Source organism: Jilunia laotingensis (assembly GCF_014385165.1).
GTDB lineage: Bacteria > Bacteroidota > Bacteroidia > Bacteroidales > Bacteroidaceae > Bacteroides > Bacteroides laotingensis.
Genome location: NZ_JACRTF010000001.1, coordinates 4,632,247 through 4,648,547, shown reverse-complemented (window position 1 = coordinate 4,648,547; position 16,301 = coordinate 4,632,247). Strand labels below are relative to the sequence as shown.

Annotated in this window: 12 protein-coding genes and 1 tRNA gene; 7 read left to right on the top strand and 6 right to left on the bottom strand. The window is 41.3% G+C overall.

Annotated features, from left to right (window positions below):
* Window positions 1-105: 105 nt before the first annotated feature.
* The 6 genes from H8744_RS18280 to H8744_RS18255 form a co-directional block, all read right to left on the bottom strand.
* The gene (locus H8744_RS18280; protein ID WP_007842328.1) at window positions 106-1,065 is read right to left on the bottom strand and encodes a DUF8464 domain-containing protein; all 960 of its coding nucleotides are present in this window, start codon (window positions 1,063-1,065) and stop codon (window positions 106-108) included.
* 216 nt (window positions 1,066-1,281) lie between these two features.
* Window positions 1,282-2,358 (bottom strand): AAA family ATPase, encoded by a 1,077-nt coding sequence (locus H8744_RS18275; protein WP_007852816.1) that lies wholly within the window; start codon window positions 2,356-2,358, stop codon window positions 1,282-1,284.
* A 14-nt stretch (window positions 2,359-2,372) separates the two neighbouring features.
* On the bottom strand, window positions 2,373-2,681 hold the full coding sequence (locus H8744_RS18270; RefSeq protein WP_007842330.1) for a DUF3853 family protein: 309 nt from the start codon (window positions 2,679-2,681) through the stop codon (window positions 2,373-2,375).
* Between the two features lie 223 nt (window positions 2,682-2,904).
* The gene (locus H8744_RS18265; RefSeq protein ID WP_007842331.1) at window positions 2,905-3,924 is read right to left on the bottom strand and encodes a hypothetical protein; all 1,020 of its coding nucleotides are present in this window, start codon (window positions 3,922-3,924) and stop codon (window positions 2,905-2,907) included.
* Window positions 3,925-3,934: 10 nt separating this feature from the next.
* Entirely contained in the window at window positions 3,935-5,227 is a 1,293-nt protein-coding gene (locus H8744_RS18260) for a PDDEXK nuclease domain-containing protein (protein ID WP_007842332.1), read from the bottom strand.
* A 66-nt stretch (window positions 5,228-5,293) separates the two neighbouring features.
* Window positions 5,294-6,577 carry a site-specific integrase gene (locus tag H8744_RS18255; protein ID WP_021992115.1) on the bottom strand — a complete coding sequence of 428 codons (1,284 nt, stop codon included), beginning with the start codon at window positions 6,575-6,577 and terminating at the stop codon, window positions 5,294-5,296.
* A gap of 860 nt (window positions 6,578-7,437) precedes the next feature.
* Between H8744_RS18255 and H8744_RS18250 the strand changes: the two genes are divergently transcribed.
* The 7 genes from H8744_RS18250 to menB all read left to right on the top strand — a co-directional run bounded on the left by H8744_RS18250 (window position 7,438) and on the right by menB (window position 16,288).
* Window positions 7,438-7,525 (top strand) — tRNA-Ser (locus H8744_RS18250).
* Between the two features lie 765 nt (window positions 7,526-8,290).
* Window positions 8,291-8,656, top strand: coding sequence for a DUF488 domain-containing protein (locus tag H8744_RS18245; protein ID WP_262436222.1), 366 nt, complete (start codon window positions 8,291-8,293; stop codon window positions 8,654-8,656).
* A 138-nt stretch (window positions 8,657-8,794) separates the two neighbouring features.
* Window positions 8,795-11,059 carry a GH92 family glycosyl hydrolase gene (locus H8744_RS18240; protein ID WP_262436221.1) on the top strand — a complete coding sequence of 755 codons (2,265 nt, stop codon included), beginning with the start codon at window positions 8,795-8,797 and terminating at the stop codon, window positions 11,057-11,059.
* A 251-nt stretch (window positions 11,060-11,310) separates the two neighbouring features.
* Window positions 11,311-12,543, top strand: coding sequence for a Cof-type HAD-IIB family hydrolase (locus tag H8744_RS18235; RefSeq protein ID WP_262436220.1), 1,233 nt, complete (start codon window positions 11,311-11,313; stop codon window positions 12,541-12,543).
* Window positions 12,544-12,560: 17 nt separating this feature from the next.
* Complete coding sequence (locus tag H8744_RS18230; protein ID WP_439649389.1) at window positions 12,561-13,637, top strand: isochorismate synthase; 1,077 nt, start codon at window positions 12,561-12,563, stop codon at window positions 13,635-13,637.
* An 86-nt stretch (window positions 13,638-13,723) separates the two neighbouring features.
* Complete coding sequence (gene menD, locus H8744_RS18225) at window positions 13,724-15,409, top strand: 2-succinyl-5-enolpyruvyl-6-hydroxy-3-cyclohexene-1-carboxylic-acid synthase (RefSeq protein ID WP_262436218.1); 1,686 nt, start codon at window positions 13,724-13,726, stop codon at window positions 15,407-15,409.
* Window positions 15,410-15,463: 54 nt separating this feature from the next.
* Window positions 15,464-16,288 carry a 1,4-dihydroxy-2-naphthoyl-CoA synthase gene (gene menB / locus H8744_RS18220; RefSeq protein WP_262436217.1) on the top strand — a complete coding sequence of 275 codons (825 nt, stop codon included), beginning with the start codon at window positions 15,464-15,466 and terminating at the stop codon, window positions 16,286-16,288.
* Window positions 16,289-16,301: the final 13 nt, after the last annotated feature.

Sequence of the window (16,301 nt, the reverse complement as noted above, 5' to 3'; positions counted from 1 at the left end):
CGGGGTTCTCAGGGGTGAAACGCCCTGAGTGGGTCATTAGGGCAAAGCCCTAATCCCCTCGGGAGAGCCCACAACTACGAAAGCGAAGCGTGTAGTTATAGTGGGCTATAACCGAAAGCCTTTCGGTTTCTTGGATAGCGTATCATTCCTCTTTTCGACAGATTGCGCTTGCTCTTTCCTATCGGCTATTCGTTTCTGTAAATATTCGTTCAGATCTTTACATCCACTGTAGATTTGCGAGGCGTCACGTATATACCGGGTAGCATCATACTCCTTTCGGATTTGCTGTATTGCTTCCATTCCTGCACGGTCATTGTCAAAGAAACAGTGGATGCGCTCATAGCTTCCCAACGGATAGAGTGCCTTGGGAACATTGGCTACGGAATTAAGAACTATGTAATCCTGTCTGTCGAAGTCGGGTGATTGCGGACAGCTTTCCAGCCTTAAAGTAAGAAAGGAAAGGTAATCCATAAATCCCTCAAAAACGTAACATGTACTCCTTGGTTTTCCTGACTGTCTGATATGGGATATTTCTTTTGGTGCGATACATCCCTTGAAATATCGGTTGCGAATTTCATATCCGCCTGATATGTTCGGAAAGGCAATGGCGAAATACCGTTTGCCGTTGTGGGTGAAACGGGCTTCCTTACATTCTCTTTTCGCCAGTGCCGTGTTTATCCCTCTTTCCTGTAGGTAGGCAAGCAGGGCAGGAGAAGCCAGCAGCACAATGTCCAATTGCTGAAAACTCGGTTCGGAAAATGATTGCTTGCCAAAAGAGAAAGACACGGGACGTATGTGTGGTATCTGTTCTTCGATTTTCTGTAGAAGATAAGGCACATAGTCGGAACAGTAGAGTTCCTGTGCCAGTGCGATGATATTTCCACCTTTGCCGATTGCGAAATCATACCATTGGTTGCGCTCGGTATTTACTTTGAACGAGGGTTCTGTCTCTTCCCGTAACGGGGATTTGTACCATAGGTTAATACCTTGCTGCTTGACGGGAGAATATCCCAAACTGTACAGAAAATCCGCTATCCTGATTTGTTTTGCTGTCTGTATATCCATAATAAGATGAGTGTTTGAATAATGGTTGGAATATTTATTTCTCTTTTCGCCCGTACTTTTTTATGAAGTACGGTCTGTATAATCACTTCACTTTATCTTCGTATATATAGGATACGGTAATAAAGTGAAGCGCTTTTCTATTCCCTACAACCGCTTCGCTTTATTCTTAATATATAGACCTGCCGAATAAAGTGAAGTGATTACAGGTTATACGGTCTAATAGTGAAAGTCCGGCTTGAACGTGTATTTCCTGCCGTTCTCCTGTACTATCATCCGTTTGTTCCGGAGCATGGTGATAAGTGATACCGCTTTTTGATGGTTCAGTTTTACACCTACCGACATATATGACTTGATTAAGGAGGTTTCCAGATCCTTGTAGCCGTATTCCTCTTTCAGTCCGAAAGCCGCTTCCAGTGCTATGCGGTGCTGCTGTTCGCTAATATGTCTGTAAGGGTCAAACTTTTCCTCTTCCGGTCTTCCGGGTTTCTTCGCTTCGGGTCTGTACCCCTCTATGAGTTCAGGCAATGCATTGTCGTTGATACGGAAAGCGAAAGGCTCGAAATCCATTGCACGGATGTGCATGGCTGAAACATTGCTTATATCCCCGTTGCTCTTGTCCTTTTCCACCAGCAGAACGGTTTCCGCCTTGTTGTTCAGCTCCGTACCGATATGCCCTCTTGCGTTTTCATCGCCTTTGTTCTGGTGGAGTATCGTATGGATGTGTATCTGCCTGTCATCCGTCCACTGCATCAGTTTGGATATAATGCGTGTCGATTCTCCCGGACTGTTGATGTCATATACCATATCACGGATGCCGTCTATGATTACAAGCCCTATGTCCGGTGTATTATAGATAGCCTGTTCGACAATCCTGATACGCTGTTCGGGCGTGTATTTCCTCAAAGCGAGAAACTCCAGATGTTCATTGTCCCTGTCATCAGGAAGACCAGCAAGCCGTAAAATACGTTTCATGACTTTCAGACAGTGATAATGGCTTTGTTCCGTGTCCACATAAAGAATCTTCCTTTTTTCTTCCGGTAGTTCCGCAACATACCGCAGTACCGTACCGTTTTTCAATGCGGCGGCTACGATAGCCGATACATTGAAAGTCTTTTTACTCTTGGCTTTGCCGATGGATGCACTGAAATTGCCCAGTGTACCAATGACCGAACCTTGCACTTTTAGAATCTCAGGTGCTTTTTCGTAGATTTTCGACAGACTCAGGCGTGAAGCTTGCCAAAGGATTATTGCCTGTTCTGCCGAAATCTCCTTTATTTCTTTCATATAGTCCATAAGCATACCTCCCATTATTTCCGTCCTCCTGTTTTCTTCCCGGCAAGCTCAAGAGCCAATTCCGCATCTACGATAATCTTGCGCCCTATCTGGGTAATCGCCTTGTCTATCTTACCGCTTTTCTTTATGCGGTTGGCAGTGGGCAGACTGCACCCGAACAGTTTGGCTATACCGAGTATTCCGTACACATACTTCTTTTCCGTGTCTGTAACGGGTTGCGGCAATGCTTCGGCCTGACCTGAAGCGTGCTTACTCAGGAATATGAATTCTTCGCCTGTCATCTGCCAGACGGGTTTTGATAATAATTCTTGGATATTTGTCATCGTCCAATCTATTTAGTCGTTAAACAATCAGCCCTGCGCACTGGCTGTTATTTCTGTTCTCGAACGATGCAAAATTAGGTAGGGTTATGAGTGGTAAGGATGGGGACGGTACAAACTGAATATCATTGTATCTTATTGAATATCAGAAAATAAAAATACCACTCAAAAATTATTTTGAGTGGTAAAAGTGGAACTTTCGTAAAGTATCAGGATATATTACGGATTATCTGAATATATGTTCCATTTCCTTGGCGAAATTTTGGTTGCTGTCACTGGGGAAATCTGAAACAGGCTCCTTGTACTTGGATTTGTAGTAGCTGTCGTCAATATCCAGCAGTTTCAGTATTCTGTCTTTCCATTTGTCCCTGTCCTGTTTGGAGAGTTTCTCGCTCATCAGGAATATCAGATAGCATACACGTATTTTCTCTCTCGGTTTTATTTTCAGCTTACAGTTGCAGGGGTGAAGATTCATATTGGCATAGAAATCCAGTGCGGAAATTTCTTCGAACTGTTCTCCTATGCACACCTCATGAATGAGCGAAAGTAATTTCATGCTGAAATATTCCTGTTGTTCTTCTGTCGTTTCCTGCTGACTGATTGGCTCGCTTGATTTATTCTCTTGCTTTCCGTCAGGAATGTATTTCTTCAATATATCCAGAAAAAGGCAGCTTTGACGGTATATGTCCGCACAACAGTTCTTCATGTATTGGAATGCCTCTGTTCTTGCAGCCTTTTGCTGATCATAGAGTTTGTTCAGTTTGGCTTTTTCCCTGTCATATTCAGCCTTGCAGCGTTCATATTCTTTCTCTGCCTGTTTTTCCTCTTCGGCTGTATGCTCCCTGTAACCAATGGAATCATACCTGTTGTTGGCTTCATTCAGCGGCTTGCTCAGACTTCTTGTAACATCCAGCTGGGCTTCAATTTCCTGAGAATACCTTTCCATGTGCTGATAGCAAGCACGTTCTATGGCTCTGTCACTTAACGGGCGTATCTCATAAGCCTGTATGCTCTTTTCTATTTCAGTTTTCAGGCTGTTGAGTATCAAGGTGTATTGCTCTTTTTGCTTGTCAAGCACCAGTTCAAGGATAGCGGCTTCAAAGGATTTCATGTCATTATACTCCTGATAGAAATCCGATATGAATTTCTGCCTGTCAAAAGAAAAAGCGTAATTATCTATATAGTCTCTGTATATTCTGTTGAGTTCTCCATATTGGGGAATCATCGTCTGTATCTTTCCTGCCATATACTTTATATTATGGGTTCTTGTCCTTGTCAAGGAATAAGGTCAGTTCTTCTTCCACTTCTTCTATACTCGGTAGGGCAGATTTCAGATTTTCGGGTACTGCCTTGCTCAATTGATAGTCGCTGATACCTATCGGCTGGTCATATCCAGCCAAGGCATATTGTGCCACGACCTCATCCTTACCCCTGCACAGCAAAAGACCGATGGTCTTGTTATCATTTTCTCCCCTCAGTTTATCATCTACAACATTGATATAGAAATTTAACTGCCCTGCATATTCCGGTTTGAATGGCGTTGCTTTCAATTCCACGACAACATAGGCATGGAGCTTGATATTATATAGGATCAGGTCGGCGAAAAAGTCACTGTCCCCAATCTGGAAATGTTTTTGTCTGGCAACAAAAGCAAAGCCGTTACCCATTTCCAGCAAGTAACGGGTTACATGCTTTACCAACTGTTCTTCTATATCCCTTTCGTCAGCCTTTTCCTTTGCTCCTGCCAAGTCAAAGATATACGGGTCTTTTAACAGATAATTGGCAAGATCGCTTTGAGGTGCCGGAAGTGTGGCAGTGAAGTTGTTTACCTTGTTACTCTTGATTTGTCTGTCATACAGATTACTTTCAATCTGCATTTTCAGCACATTACTGCTCCAACCCATTTCTACAGATTGTTTCATATACCAATACCTTACGCCCAATGGTAGCGGATTATTGAGTATGACCATATGGCTTGCCCAATTTATTCTTGCAATCGGTGACGCCAAGAATAAATCTTCTATATCCTCTATTTTTATTTTATAGATGGTTGCTACTGTTTTTGCTACATTCTGAAATTGCGCAGGAACCTCCTGCGTAATTTCTAAAGATTGATTATCAGCTGATTGTATTTGCGCAGTAAGCTCCTGCGTAAATTGTCCGCTATTGAGCTTAAGGACTTCATTAGTAATGTTTTGAATATTTGGGACCGACAGTATTGAATCTGCTTCAATAAAACTACGAAGTACATTTAACGGATATAAACGGGCAAACTGGCACATATAAGTAAGATTACGTTCCGAATATCCCTTCTTTTCAGGATAATTGAATCTGATTGCCTGTGCCAATTTTTTGATAATTTTACCACCCCACCCATGTAGGTGTTGGTGGTACAGTATATAATTCCCCATTTTCCAGTAATGGAACAACATCTGGGCATTGGCTGCGGTAATGAGTCGGACTTGTGCCTGTTCTATTTCCGAACCGACAGCATGGACAAAGGCATCAAAATGACCTTTCTTTATATTATGTTCGTTGTTATTTTCCATATCACTAACTATTACTTAACAAAGATAACTCTAATAATGGATAATCTGTGAAACTGACTGATACTTTTAGAGTTGGTTAAACTTGTTCATTGCATTGGCCTTAATATCGTCTGCTATGTCAATGTAAGGCTTCATGGCTTTATAATCACTGTGCCCTGTCCATTTCATTACAACCTGTGCAGGAATACCGAGAGCCAGTGCATTACAGATGAATGTCCTTCTTCCTGCATGTGTGCTGAGTAATGCGTATTTCGGTGTAACTTCATCTATACGTTCATTTCCTTTGTAGTAGGTTTCACGTATAGGTTCGTTAATTTCTGCCAGTTCTCCCAGTTCTTTCAGATAATCATTCATTTTCTGATTGCTGATAACAGGCAATGCCATGTGGTTTTCAAAATGGATGTCCTTGTATTTTTCAAGTATGGCTTTACTGTACTTGTTCAGTTCAATACTCAGACTATCTGCCGTTTTAACGGTGGTGACTTCTATATGGTCGGACTTGACATCACTTCTCTTTAGGTTACGAACATCTGAATAACGCAGACTGGTAAAGCAACAGAACAGGAAAACATCCCGGACACGTTCCAGATACTGTTTGTCTTTGGGTATCTGATAGTCTTTTAGTCTGTTCAACTCTTCCCATGTCAGGAAGATTACCTTCTTGGGGGTGGTTTTCAATTTCGGTTTGAACGTATCGTATGCTATATTCTGGTGATAGTCTTTCTTGAAGCTCCATCGCAGGAACCATTTGAGGAATCCCATTTGTTTACCGATGGTACTGTTTCTCATGTCTTTTTTGTCACGCAGGAAATTGATATACTCGTTCAATCCGAACTCATCGAAATATTCAAAGGTCACATCTTCCTTGAACTCCTTGAGGTGATTTTTAACGGCTGCAAACTTTTCGTATGTGGATTCAGTCCAGTTATTCTGATTGCCGCATTCTTTTACAAATTCATCGAACACCTCCCAAAAACTTATCTGTGCTTCTTCCTGCTGTTCTTCGTTGGCATTCTTCATCCGCAGGTTGAATGCATCCTTTAGTTGTTGGGTAGTTGGCATGGTTTCCTGTACCTCAAACTCCTTGAACACATTTTGAATTTCGGCATAGTATTTCAGCAGATCGGCATTGATTTCAGATGCACTTTGCTTTAATTTGTTGGTACACCCGTTCTTTACTCGCTGCTTGTCGGAATCCCATTTGGCTACATCGATGCGGTAACCCGTTGTAAACTCAATGCGCTGGCTTGCGTATATGACGCGCATACGGATGGGGACATTCTCCACAATTGGCACACCGTTCTTTTTCCGGCTTTCCAATGCAAAAATGATGTTTCGTTTGATATTCATAATTGGGTGCGTTTGAAATTCTACACCCAAATATACACCCAATATTTGGAATAGCAAAAGATATTCAGAAAGATTTAGATTTACTATGTATTCCAAATTGTGTGTGATTATCAGTAATTTGCAATTTTATGATATTTCTTGAATGTATAGGTTCGAGAGCCTGTCTCTCCGCAATAAGTATTGAAAATCAATATTTTATAGAGTTAACGCCCAATTTTACATCCAAGAATGTAAAGTTGGGCGTTTTGTTTTATTTAAGAAAACCACCGAACAATGTAGAATCGCTCGGGTGTTTTTACCATTTCCAATTATTTTATGAAATCATAAACGTATTGATTCATCCTGCCGTGCTGTTCCGATGTTCCGTTTTTATACATGTTGCTGTGGCCAATCCCGTCCAAATCAATGACTGCAATATTATACAACTTCTGTTCTGATTTTGATGGCAACACACCATTGTCTTTTGAAATTCCAAAACAATAAACCTTATGTTGCCCACGCCCTTCTTCCAGAACGGCATACGCGATTCCATAAACGGCTCATTCTTTCAGCTTTTCACTCCCGAAAAGAGAACCCACTCCACTTGCTATGGTTGTGTCTGCATCGGTGGCTACGCTTTTGAGTGTATCGGTGCGTATCTCCGGTTTTGCCTTTTAATACATTTTTTCTTTCAGTAATTTGTAGTTTAAGAGATATTTACTAGCTATTCTTTGGCAGTGAAGGAAATATTGTCTTTCAATTTTTATAATTTATTTTGGATGGCATAGTCATTTTATCTATATTTGCACCCCGGAAAGCGATTTGCAAGTTTAAATAGTGAATATTGTCATTGAATTGTGGAAGTTTTCCTGAAGTAAAAAGGAGAGGTGCTCGAGTGGTTGAAGAGGCACGCCTGGAAAGCGTGTATACCCCTAAAGGGTATCACGAGTTCGAATCTCGTTCTCTCCGCTTTTTTGTTTGTTTTTCATAAGTCATAAGGTTTTGCTTTCGCTCGTTATCGGGAAAGTAGAACCTTATTTGATTTCAGGAGAGATAGGTCTGTTGATGTGAATAATCATAGTAAAACTTCTGTTTTACTGACAATATGTTTCCGTTTCTCTTTTATTACTGACCAATCATCTTTATGAAATTCCCTAAATAGCAACTAAGAAGGTGGCTTTGGGTGTTGAAAAGGGAAAAATATAGCTCAAAAACATATAAAATAACCTTGGTTGGTGGATCAAACTACCATTTTCATCAGATGAAAGTACCATTTCCAACATATGAAATATTAATAATCAACAGATAAAGTAACTATTTCTAGCAGATGAAATATCAATAACCAATAAATCGAAGTGAAATTTAACGGAAAAGGCATCCTTTTCTTCTTGTTATTATTCTATTTCGTCTCATCTTGCGAAGCTTTTGTAAGTGATATATTGCGAATAGCAGGTCTATATTATCTATTATGTGGAAAGAGAATTTGAACTAATCTGTGCGTACAGTAGTCCATTTTATCATTATTGTGACAAAATGAATAATTCAAATTGCCCTACACTGCGTTTTTTCTGCTGGTACTTATCGTTGGCCAGAATAACGCTGTTTATTTCATATTAGAAAAACAATGTGTCAAAATGAATCAGCCGGTAATTAAAAACTACCCTTTTATTTGTTATAACTGAGAACTATTCCGTTGTGTGCCGGTTCTCTGATTATGTATTAAGTAATAAGCTTATGACAGTTGTTAAAATAAAAAGAGTCTATGAAGATCCGTCTGCTACGGATGGTTATCGTGTCCTTGTGGATCGCCTTTGGCCACGTGGAATGAAAAAAGAGTATTTGAAATACGATTCTTGGGAGAAAGATATCACTCCCTCGCCTGAACTGAGGAAATGGTTTCATGAAGATTTTGTCGGGCATTGGAATGAATTCGCAGCATTATATGAGAAAGAGTTGGAAAATTCTCCGGCAGTAGCAGCATTTATGGATCGGATATCCGGGCAGAAAACTGTTACTTTGTTGTATGCTTCCAAAGAACCGTTGCATAATCATGCTCTCATTTTACAACATTATCTACAGGCGCATCTCAAAGATAAATAGCTTATTGCCATTTTTCTGCTACTTTTGTGTACCGTGGCGTTAGTGTTTTTTTTGTTTCGGTTGTATTATATTCAGAGGTCACACTTTTGTCTTCTTTAGAACTAATATGTATTGGAACATTTCAAATAACAAACGCTTATGAAATTATTTTCTGCACTTCTCGGATGCACTTTAATACTGGGAACGGTTGCATGTACCCAGTCATCCACACCACAAGATTACACAGATTATGTGAATCCATTTATCGGTACCGGAGGACACGGACATACTTATCCGGGCGCAGTGGTACCTAACGGAATGATACAACCCAGTCCTGACACCCGCATTTATCAATGGGATGCCTGCTCGGGTTATTATTATGATGATTCTACCATTAATGGTTTTTCGCACACACATCTCAATGGAACCGGATGTGGTGACTACGGTGATGTTTTACTGATGCCCACGGTTGGAAAGCAGGATTACCATTCGATGGGGTCGGAGAGTCAGCAGATGGCATATGCTTCTCCGTTTTCTCACAAAAATGAAGTTGCCCAACCGGGATATTATTCTGTGTTGCTTGACCGTTACAACGTGAAAGCGGAGCTTACGGCGACAAAACGTGCTGCCATTCATCGTTACACTTTCCCGGAATCTACAGAAGCCGGATTTATCCTTGACTTGGACTATAGTTTACAACGCCAGGAAAACCAGGAGATGGAACTGAAAGTGATTAGTGATACTGAAATCTGCGGACGGAAAAAGACTGTATATTGGGCGTTCGACCAATATATTAATTTCTATGCGAAATTCTCAAAACCGTTTACGTATACCATGGTGACTGATTCGATGGCTCTTGACGAAGGAGGCGAGTTGCTACCTACGGCTAAGGTGCTGTTGCATTTCAATACAAAAGCCGGTGAGGAGATATTTGTAAAAGTCGGAGTTTCTGCGGTGGATATTGATGGAGCGCGCAAGAATGTAGAAGCGGAAATTCCTGAATGGGACTTTGACGGAGTACGCAGTGCTGCCCGCAAGTCATGGAATCAATATTTATCGAAGATAGATATCGATACAGACAATAAAGATCAGAAAACAATGTTCTATACAGCCCTATATCATACCGGTGTACAACCTAATCTCTTTACGGATGTAGATGGTCGTTATCTCGGCATGGATTTGAAACCACATCAGGGGAAAGCTGAAGAACCAATGTATACTGTATTTTCTCTTTGGGATACTTTCCGCGCTTATCATCCTTTGATGACGATTATCGATCCGGAACTCAATGAAGCATTTATCCGTTCATTGGTTCAAAAGCAACGTGAAGGCGGTGTATATCCTATGTGGGAGCTAGCCGGGAATTATACTGGTACGATGATCGGTTATCATGCGGTTCCCGTTATCGTTGATGCTTATATGAAGGGCTATCGTAATTTTGATGTGGACGAAGCCTATAAAGCTTGTTTGCGCATTGCGGAATATGATACTACCGGTATCAAATGTCCACCGTTAGTACTGCCGCATCTTATGCCACAGGCTAAATACTGGAAGAATAAGATAGGTTATGTCCCTTGTGACAAGGATAATGAGGCGGTTGCGAAAGCATTGGAGTATGCATACAATGACTGGTGCATATCTGTTTTTGCCGAAAGCTTGGGCGATGCTGCCAATCATGAAAAATATGCTAAGTTTGCCGAAGGCTATAAGACCTATTTTGATCCGTCTACTCGTTTCATGCGTGGACTGGACAGCAATGGTAATTGGCGTACACCGTTTAATCCACGTTCTTCTACTCATCGTAACGATGATTATTGCGAAGGAACCGCTTGGCAATGGACTTGGTTTGTTCCTCATCAGATAGATGGATTGGTTGAGTTGATGGGAGGCCGCGAAGGTTTCGTTAATAAACTGGACTCTCTGTTCACGGCGGATTCGGCATTGGAGGGAGAAATGACATCTGCCGATATTTCCGGTTTGATAGGTCAGTATGCGCATGGCAATGAACCGAGCCATCATGTTATCCATATGTATAATTACGTTGATCAGCCTTATAAAACGCAGGAACTTGTTGACAGCGTGCTTAATACACTTTATTTTAATGATCCTAACGGACTGTCCGGTAATGAGGATTGTGGACAGATGTCGGCATGGTATGTCCTTAATACAATGGGATTCTATCAGGTATGTCCCGGAAAACCTGTCTATTCTATTGGCCGTCCTCTTTTCAATAAAGCAACTGTCAATTTGAAGGATGGAAAGAAATTTACTGTCATAGCCCATAACAACAGTCGTGAGAATAAATACATCCAGTCAATGTCAATGAATGGAAAACCTTTAGAAAAACCTTTCTTTACCCATCAGGATATTGTTAATGGTGGTACACTTGAGTTGACAATGGGTAACACTCCTGTCATAAATTAAAGACAGATGATTAATATATGAGAATAAGGCTATCTTAAAAGCCTTGGATTTATAGAATCGCCTTTGCTACAGTCATTGCTGTAGTAAAGGTGATTTTTTGTTGTAGAAGCTTTTCAAGTATCCGTATCCTTGTTTTGGGAAAACTTGTTTTTGGTTTCTTTTATCTTTCCCGTTCAATTTTCATTTCTCATTATTTAATTTTTAATTTAATAATCCTACCTTTGTTGTCAGAATCTCAAAACCAATAAGTCATGAAGTATAAATTATTAGTTCTTGATGTAGACGGGACATTGCTTAATAGCGAAAAAGAAATCAGTAAACGTACATTAGCTGCTTTGCTAAAGGTACAACAAATGGGTGTGCGAATCGTTTTGGCTTCCGGCAGACCCACGTATGGCCTCATGTCTATTGCCAAAACACTGGAACTGGGAAATTACGGAGGATACATCTTGTCATATAATGGTGGACAGATAATCAATGCGCAGAATGGAGAAATCTTGTTCGAGCGTAGAATAAACCCTGAAATGATACCCTATTTGGAGAAGAAAGCCCGTAAAAGTGGGTTTGATATCTTCACTTACCACGATGATATGATCATTACCAATTCTCCTGACAACGAACATATACGCCAGGAGGCATTGCTTAATAATCTAAAGATTATACCGGAAACCGAATTTTCGATTGCCATAGATTTTGCTCCTTGTAAGTGTATGCTGGTCAGTGACGACGAGGAGGCTCTTATCAGTCTTGAAGACCATTGGCGCAGAAGGTTGAACGGCGCTCTTGATATATTCCGTTCGGAACCTTATTTTTTGGAAGTTGTGCCCTGTTCCATTGATAAATCCAATACTTTAGGAGCTTTACTTGAAAAACTGGAAATAAAGCCTGAAGAAGTTATTGCCATTGGTGACGGAGTTTGTGACGTCTCTATGATTCAATCGGCTGGTTTGGGGATTGCTATGGGTAACGCACAGGATTCCGTAAAAGTATGTGCTGACCGTATTACTGCATCCAATGATGAAGATGGCGTTGCCGAAGCGGTAGAGAAGACTATTCTTGCTGCCATTCGTCCTGCAGAAGTTCCACTGGAACAATTGAATCAGCGGGCACGACATGCTTTAATGGGTAATCTTGGCATCCAATATACATATGCATCTGAAGATAGAGTGGAAGCTACGATGCCCGTAGATGAACGCACCCGGCAACCTTTTGGAATTTTGCATGGGGGAGCTACATTGGCATTGGCGGAAACAGTAGCCGGATTGGGCTCGATGATGTTATGTAAACCGGATGAGATTGTAGTCGGTATGCAGGTGAGTGGTAACCATATATCTTCTGCCCATGAAGGAGATACGGTGCGGGCTGTAGGAACAATCGTACACAAAGGTCGTTCTTCTCATGTGTGGAATGTAGACGTATTCACGTCTACTGCAAAACTGGTATCTTCGGTACGGGTTGTTAATAGCATTTTAAAGAAGGGATGAACGGTATTGAGCGGAAATTGCGTGAGGGCAGCGTTGATCTTCTTGCTGAAATAAATGGGTTTATAAGACGTGGAATATCATTTGCCATCTTTCACCTTCCCGGAAGTCCGGTGGTAAACTTGGCGATACAATCGGAAGGGAGCGTTCGTCTGTTCTATGATATAGAAGAGTTGAACGGGAAAGAAGGTTTTGTGATTGCCCCTTTCAAGATAAACAGACAGTGTCCGCTTGTGCTTATAAAGCCTGATATCGAAGTTGAAGTAGAGTTTGATAGGGATAAGCATCTCGATATGCATTCGTCTGAATTACAGACGTCACCTACAGCTAACTATTCTGCCAACTTTGATGTTTTTATAAATGCATTGCAAGAGAAACGATTTGATAAATTGGTACTCTCTCGTAGTCAAGACTTTGATATCGAATCCGGTTTTTCACCAGCAGATGTATTTTTTAGGGCTTCTCTTACATATGTTCATTCCTACGTCTATCTCTGTTATACTCCTTATACAGGAGTCTGGTTGGGTAGCACTCCGGAAGTTATCCTTTCCGGAGAGGGAGATGATTGGAACACGGTTGCCCTTGCCGGTACGCAGTCTTTACAGAATGGTCAGCTCCCTCAAGAGTGGGACGATAAGAACCGGAAGGAGCAGGAATATGTGGCATCTTATGTGAGAAACCAGTTGGAGACTTTTGGAATTCGACCTATTGAGTCGGGGCCTTATCCAGCTTATGCCGGTGCATTATCCCATTTGAAGACTGATTTCAAGTTCTCTCTGCCTGACAATAAGAGGCTTGGGACATTGTTGGATTTGCTTCATCCTACACCTGCCGTTTGTGGTTTGCCAAAAGAGGCCGCTTACCGATTTATTTTGGAAAACGAGCGACATGATCGCTGCTATTATTCTGGCTTCGTTGGTATGATTGCTCCCGACAAAAAGACGGATTTATACGTAAATTTGAGGTGTATGAATATAGATACCGGTAAGTTGACCTTATATGCCGGTGGTGGTTTGCTTGCTACTTCCGATTTGGAAGACGAATGGCAAGAAACGGAGAAGAAAATGTTGACGATGCTCAGAATGGTTAAGAATTGACCGATGACAATGGATGATTCCAATATCAACCTCCTGTCTTGAAGGACGTTTCTAAATATATATTGCCTTTTAATTGAATAATAAAAGTGTATACAGATAAAAAAAATATCCTCCAGTTAGTAGCTTTACTTGAAGCTCATGGAGTAAAGAAGATAGTATTATGTCCAGGAAGCCGTAACATTCCTTTGGTGCATACCTTGTCCACGCATCCTTCTTTCACATGCTATCCTATGACGGATGAACGGAGTGCCGGCTTTTTTGCTATCGGCCTCTCACTGAATGGAGGAGGACCGGTTGCTGTTTGTTGTACTTCGGGGACTGCCTTGCTCAATCTTCACCCTGCTGTTGCAGAGGCATTCTATCAGAATGTTCCTCTTGTGGTAATTTCGGCCGATCGTCCTGGAGCATGGATCGGACAAATGGATGGGCAGACCGTGCCCCAACCAGGTGTTTTTGGTACCTTAGTGAAGAAGTCGGTCAACTTACCAGAAATTTATACGGATGAAGACGAGTGGTATTGTAATCGCCTCATAAACGAGGCTTTACTCGCAACACATCATCATGGCAAAGGGCCCGTGCATATTAATGTACCGGTTAATGAACCCCTGTTTCGCTTTACTGCTGAAGTCTTACCTGAAGTACGCGTCATTACTCGCTATCAAGGACTGAATGTTTATGACCGAGATTATAAGGAATTAATCGAAAGACTGAATAAATATCAGAAACGGATGATTATCGTAGGGCAAATGAATCTTATTTATTTGTTTGATAAAAAATATTCCAAGCTTCTTTATAAACATTTTGCATGGTTGTCGGAGCATATAGGGAATCAAACTGTTCCAGGTCTGCCGATACGGAACTTTGATGCTGCTCTTTATACAATGAATGATGAGGTGCAGGAGAAGATGATGCCTGAGTTACTGATTACTTATGGTGGGCATGTCGTTTCCAAACGCTTGAAGAAGTATCTCCGTCAACATCCGCCTAAAGAGCATTGGCATGTGTCATTAGACGGTGAGGTAGTCGATCTTTATGGCTCGTTGACGACAGTTATAGAAATGGATCCTTTCGAATTTCTTGAGAAGATTGCTTTTCTGTTGGAAAATAAGACGCCACAATATCCACTTATGTGGGAAAATTATTGTAAAGCGTTGCCCCAGATGGAAATGGCATATTCGGAAATGTCCGCCATTGGAGCTTTGATTCGTACTTTGCCGGAGCAAAGTGCGCTTCATCTGGGTAATAGTTCTTCGATTCGCTATGCACAACTTTACTCAGTTCCTCCCACGGTTGAAGTATGTTGCAACCGCGGAACAAGTGGGATTGAAGGGACATTGTCCACTGCTATTGGGTATGCAGCGGCTTCGGATAAGCTAAATTTTGTGGTTATGGGCGATCTGAGTTTCTTTTATGATATGAATGCACTTTGGAATGGTAATATAGGGACAAATATCCGCATTTTACTGTTAAATAATGGAGGAGGTGAAATATTTCATACTCTTCCGGGCTTGGAGATGTCGGGAACATCACATAAATTCATTACAGCCGTTCATAAAACGTCAGCCAAAGGATGGGCAGAAGAACGTGGCTTTTTGTATCAATGTGTTGAAGATGAAAACCAACTGTTGGAAGCCATGAAACTGTTTGCACAACCTGAACCTATGAATCAACCGGTATTGATGGAAGTATTCACAAATAAAAATAAAGATGCCCGGATACTGAAAGATTATTATCATCAATTAAAACAAAATTCGGGAGGGAGTGAAAAGTAATTGGGATTTATCTAATTACTAACTACTCGTCATAATCATTAATCACTATATATTATGTCAACAGAAAGAAAATGGGAGACAATCAAGGAATATGAAGATATTCTTTTTGATTTTTACAATGGTATAGCCCGCATAACAATTAACCGGGAACGTTATCGTAATGCTTTTACACCCACTACTACGGGGGAAATGAGTGATGCCATGCGTATTTGCCGGGAAGAAGCTGCAATTAATGTGGTGGTTATTACAGGTGCGGGAGATAAAGCTTTTTGTAGCGGTGGTGATCAGAATGTGAAAGGCCGCGGTGGATATATCGGTAAGGACGGTGTACCTCGCCTCAGTGTTCTTGATGTTCAAAAACAAATTCGTAGCATCCCTAAACCAGTTATTGCAGCCGTTAATGGTTTTGCCATTGGAGGTGGTCATGTCTTACATGTTGTTTGTGATTTATCAATTGCATCCGAAAATGCGATCTTTGGTCAGACCGGCCCGCGTGTAGGTAGTTTTGATGCTGGTTTTGGTTCATCTTATCTTGCGCGAGTAGTAGGGCAGAAGAAGGCTCGTGAGATATGGTTTCTCTGTCGGAAATACAATGCACAGGAAGCATTAGATATGGGATTAGTCAATAAAGTAGTTCCTCTCGATAAACTTGAAGATGAATATGTGCAATGGGCCGAGGAAATGATGCAACTTAGTCCGCTGGCACTTCGCATGATAAAAGCCGGACTTAATGCGGAGCTTGATGGACAGGCTGGAATTCAGGAACTGGCAGGAGATGCTACTATGCTCTATTATATGACGGATGAGGCGCAAGAGGGAAAAAATGCGTTTCTGGAAAAGCGTAAGCCGGACTTTAAGCAATTTCCTAAAATGCCATAGAGTTCGTTTAATT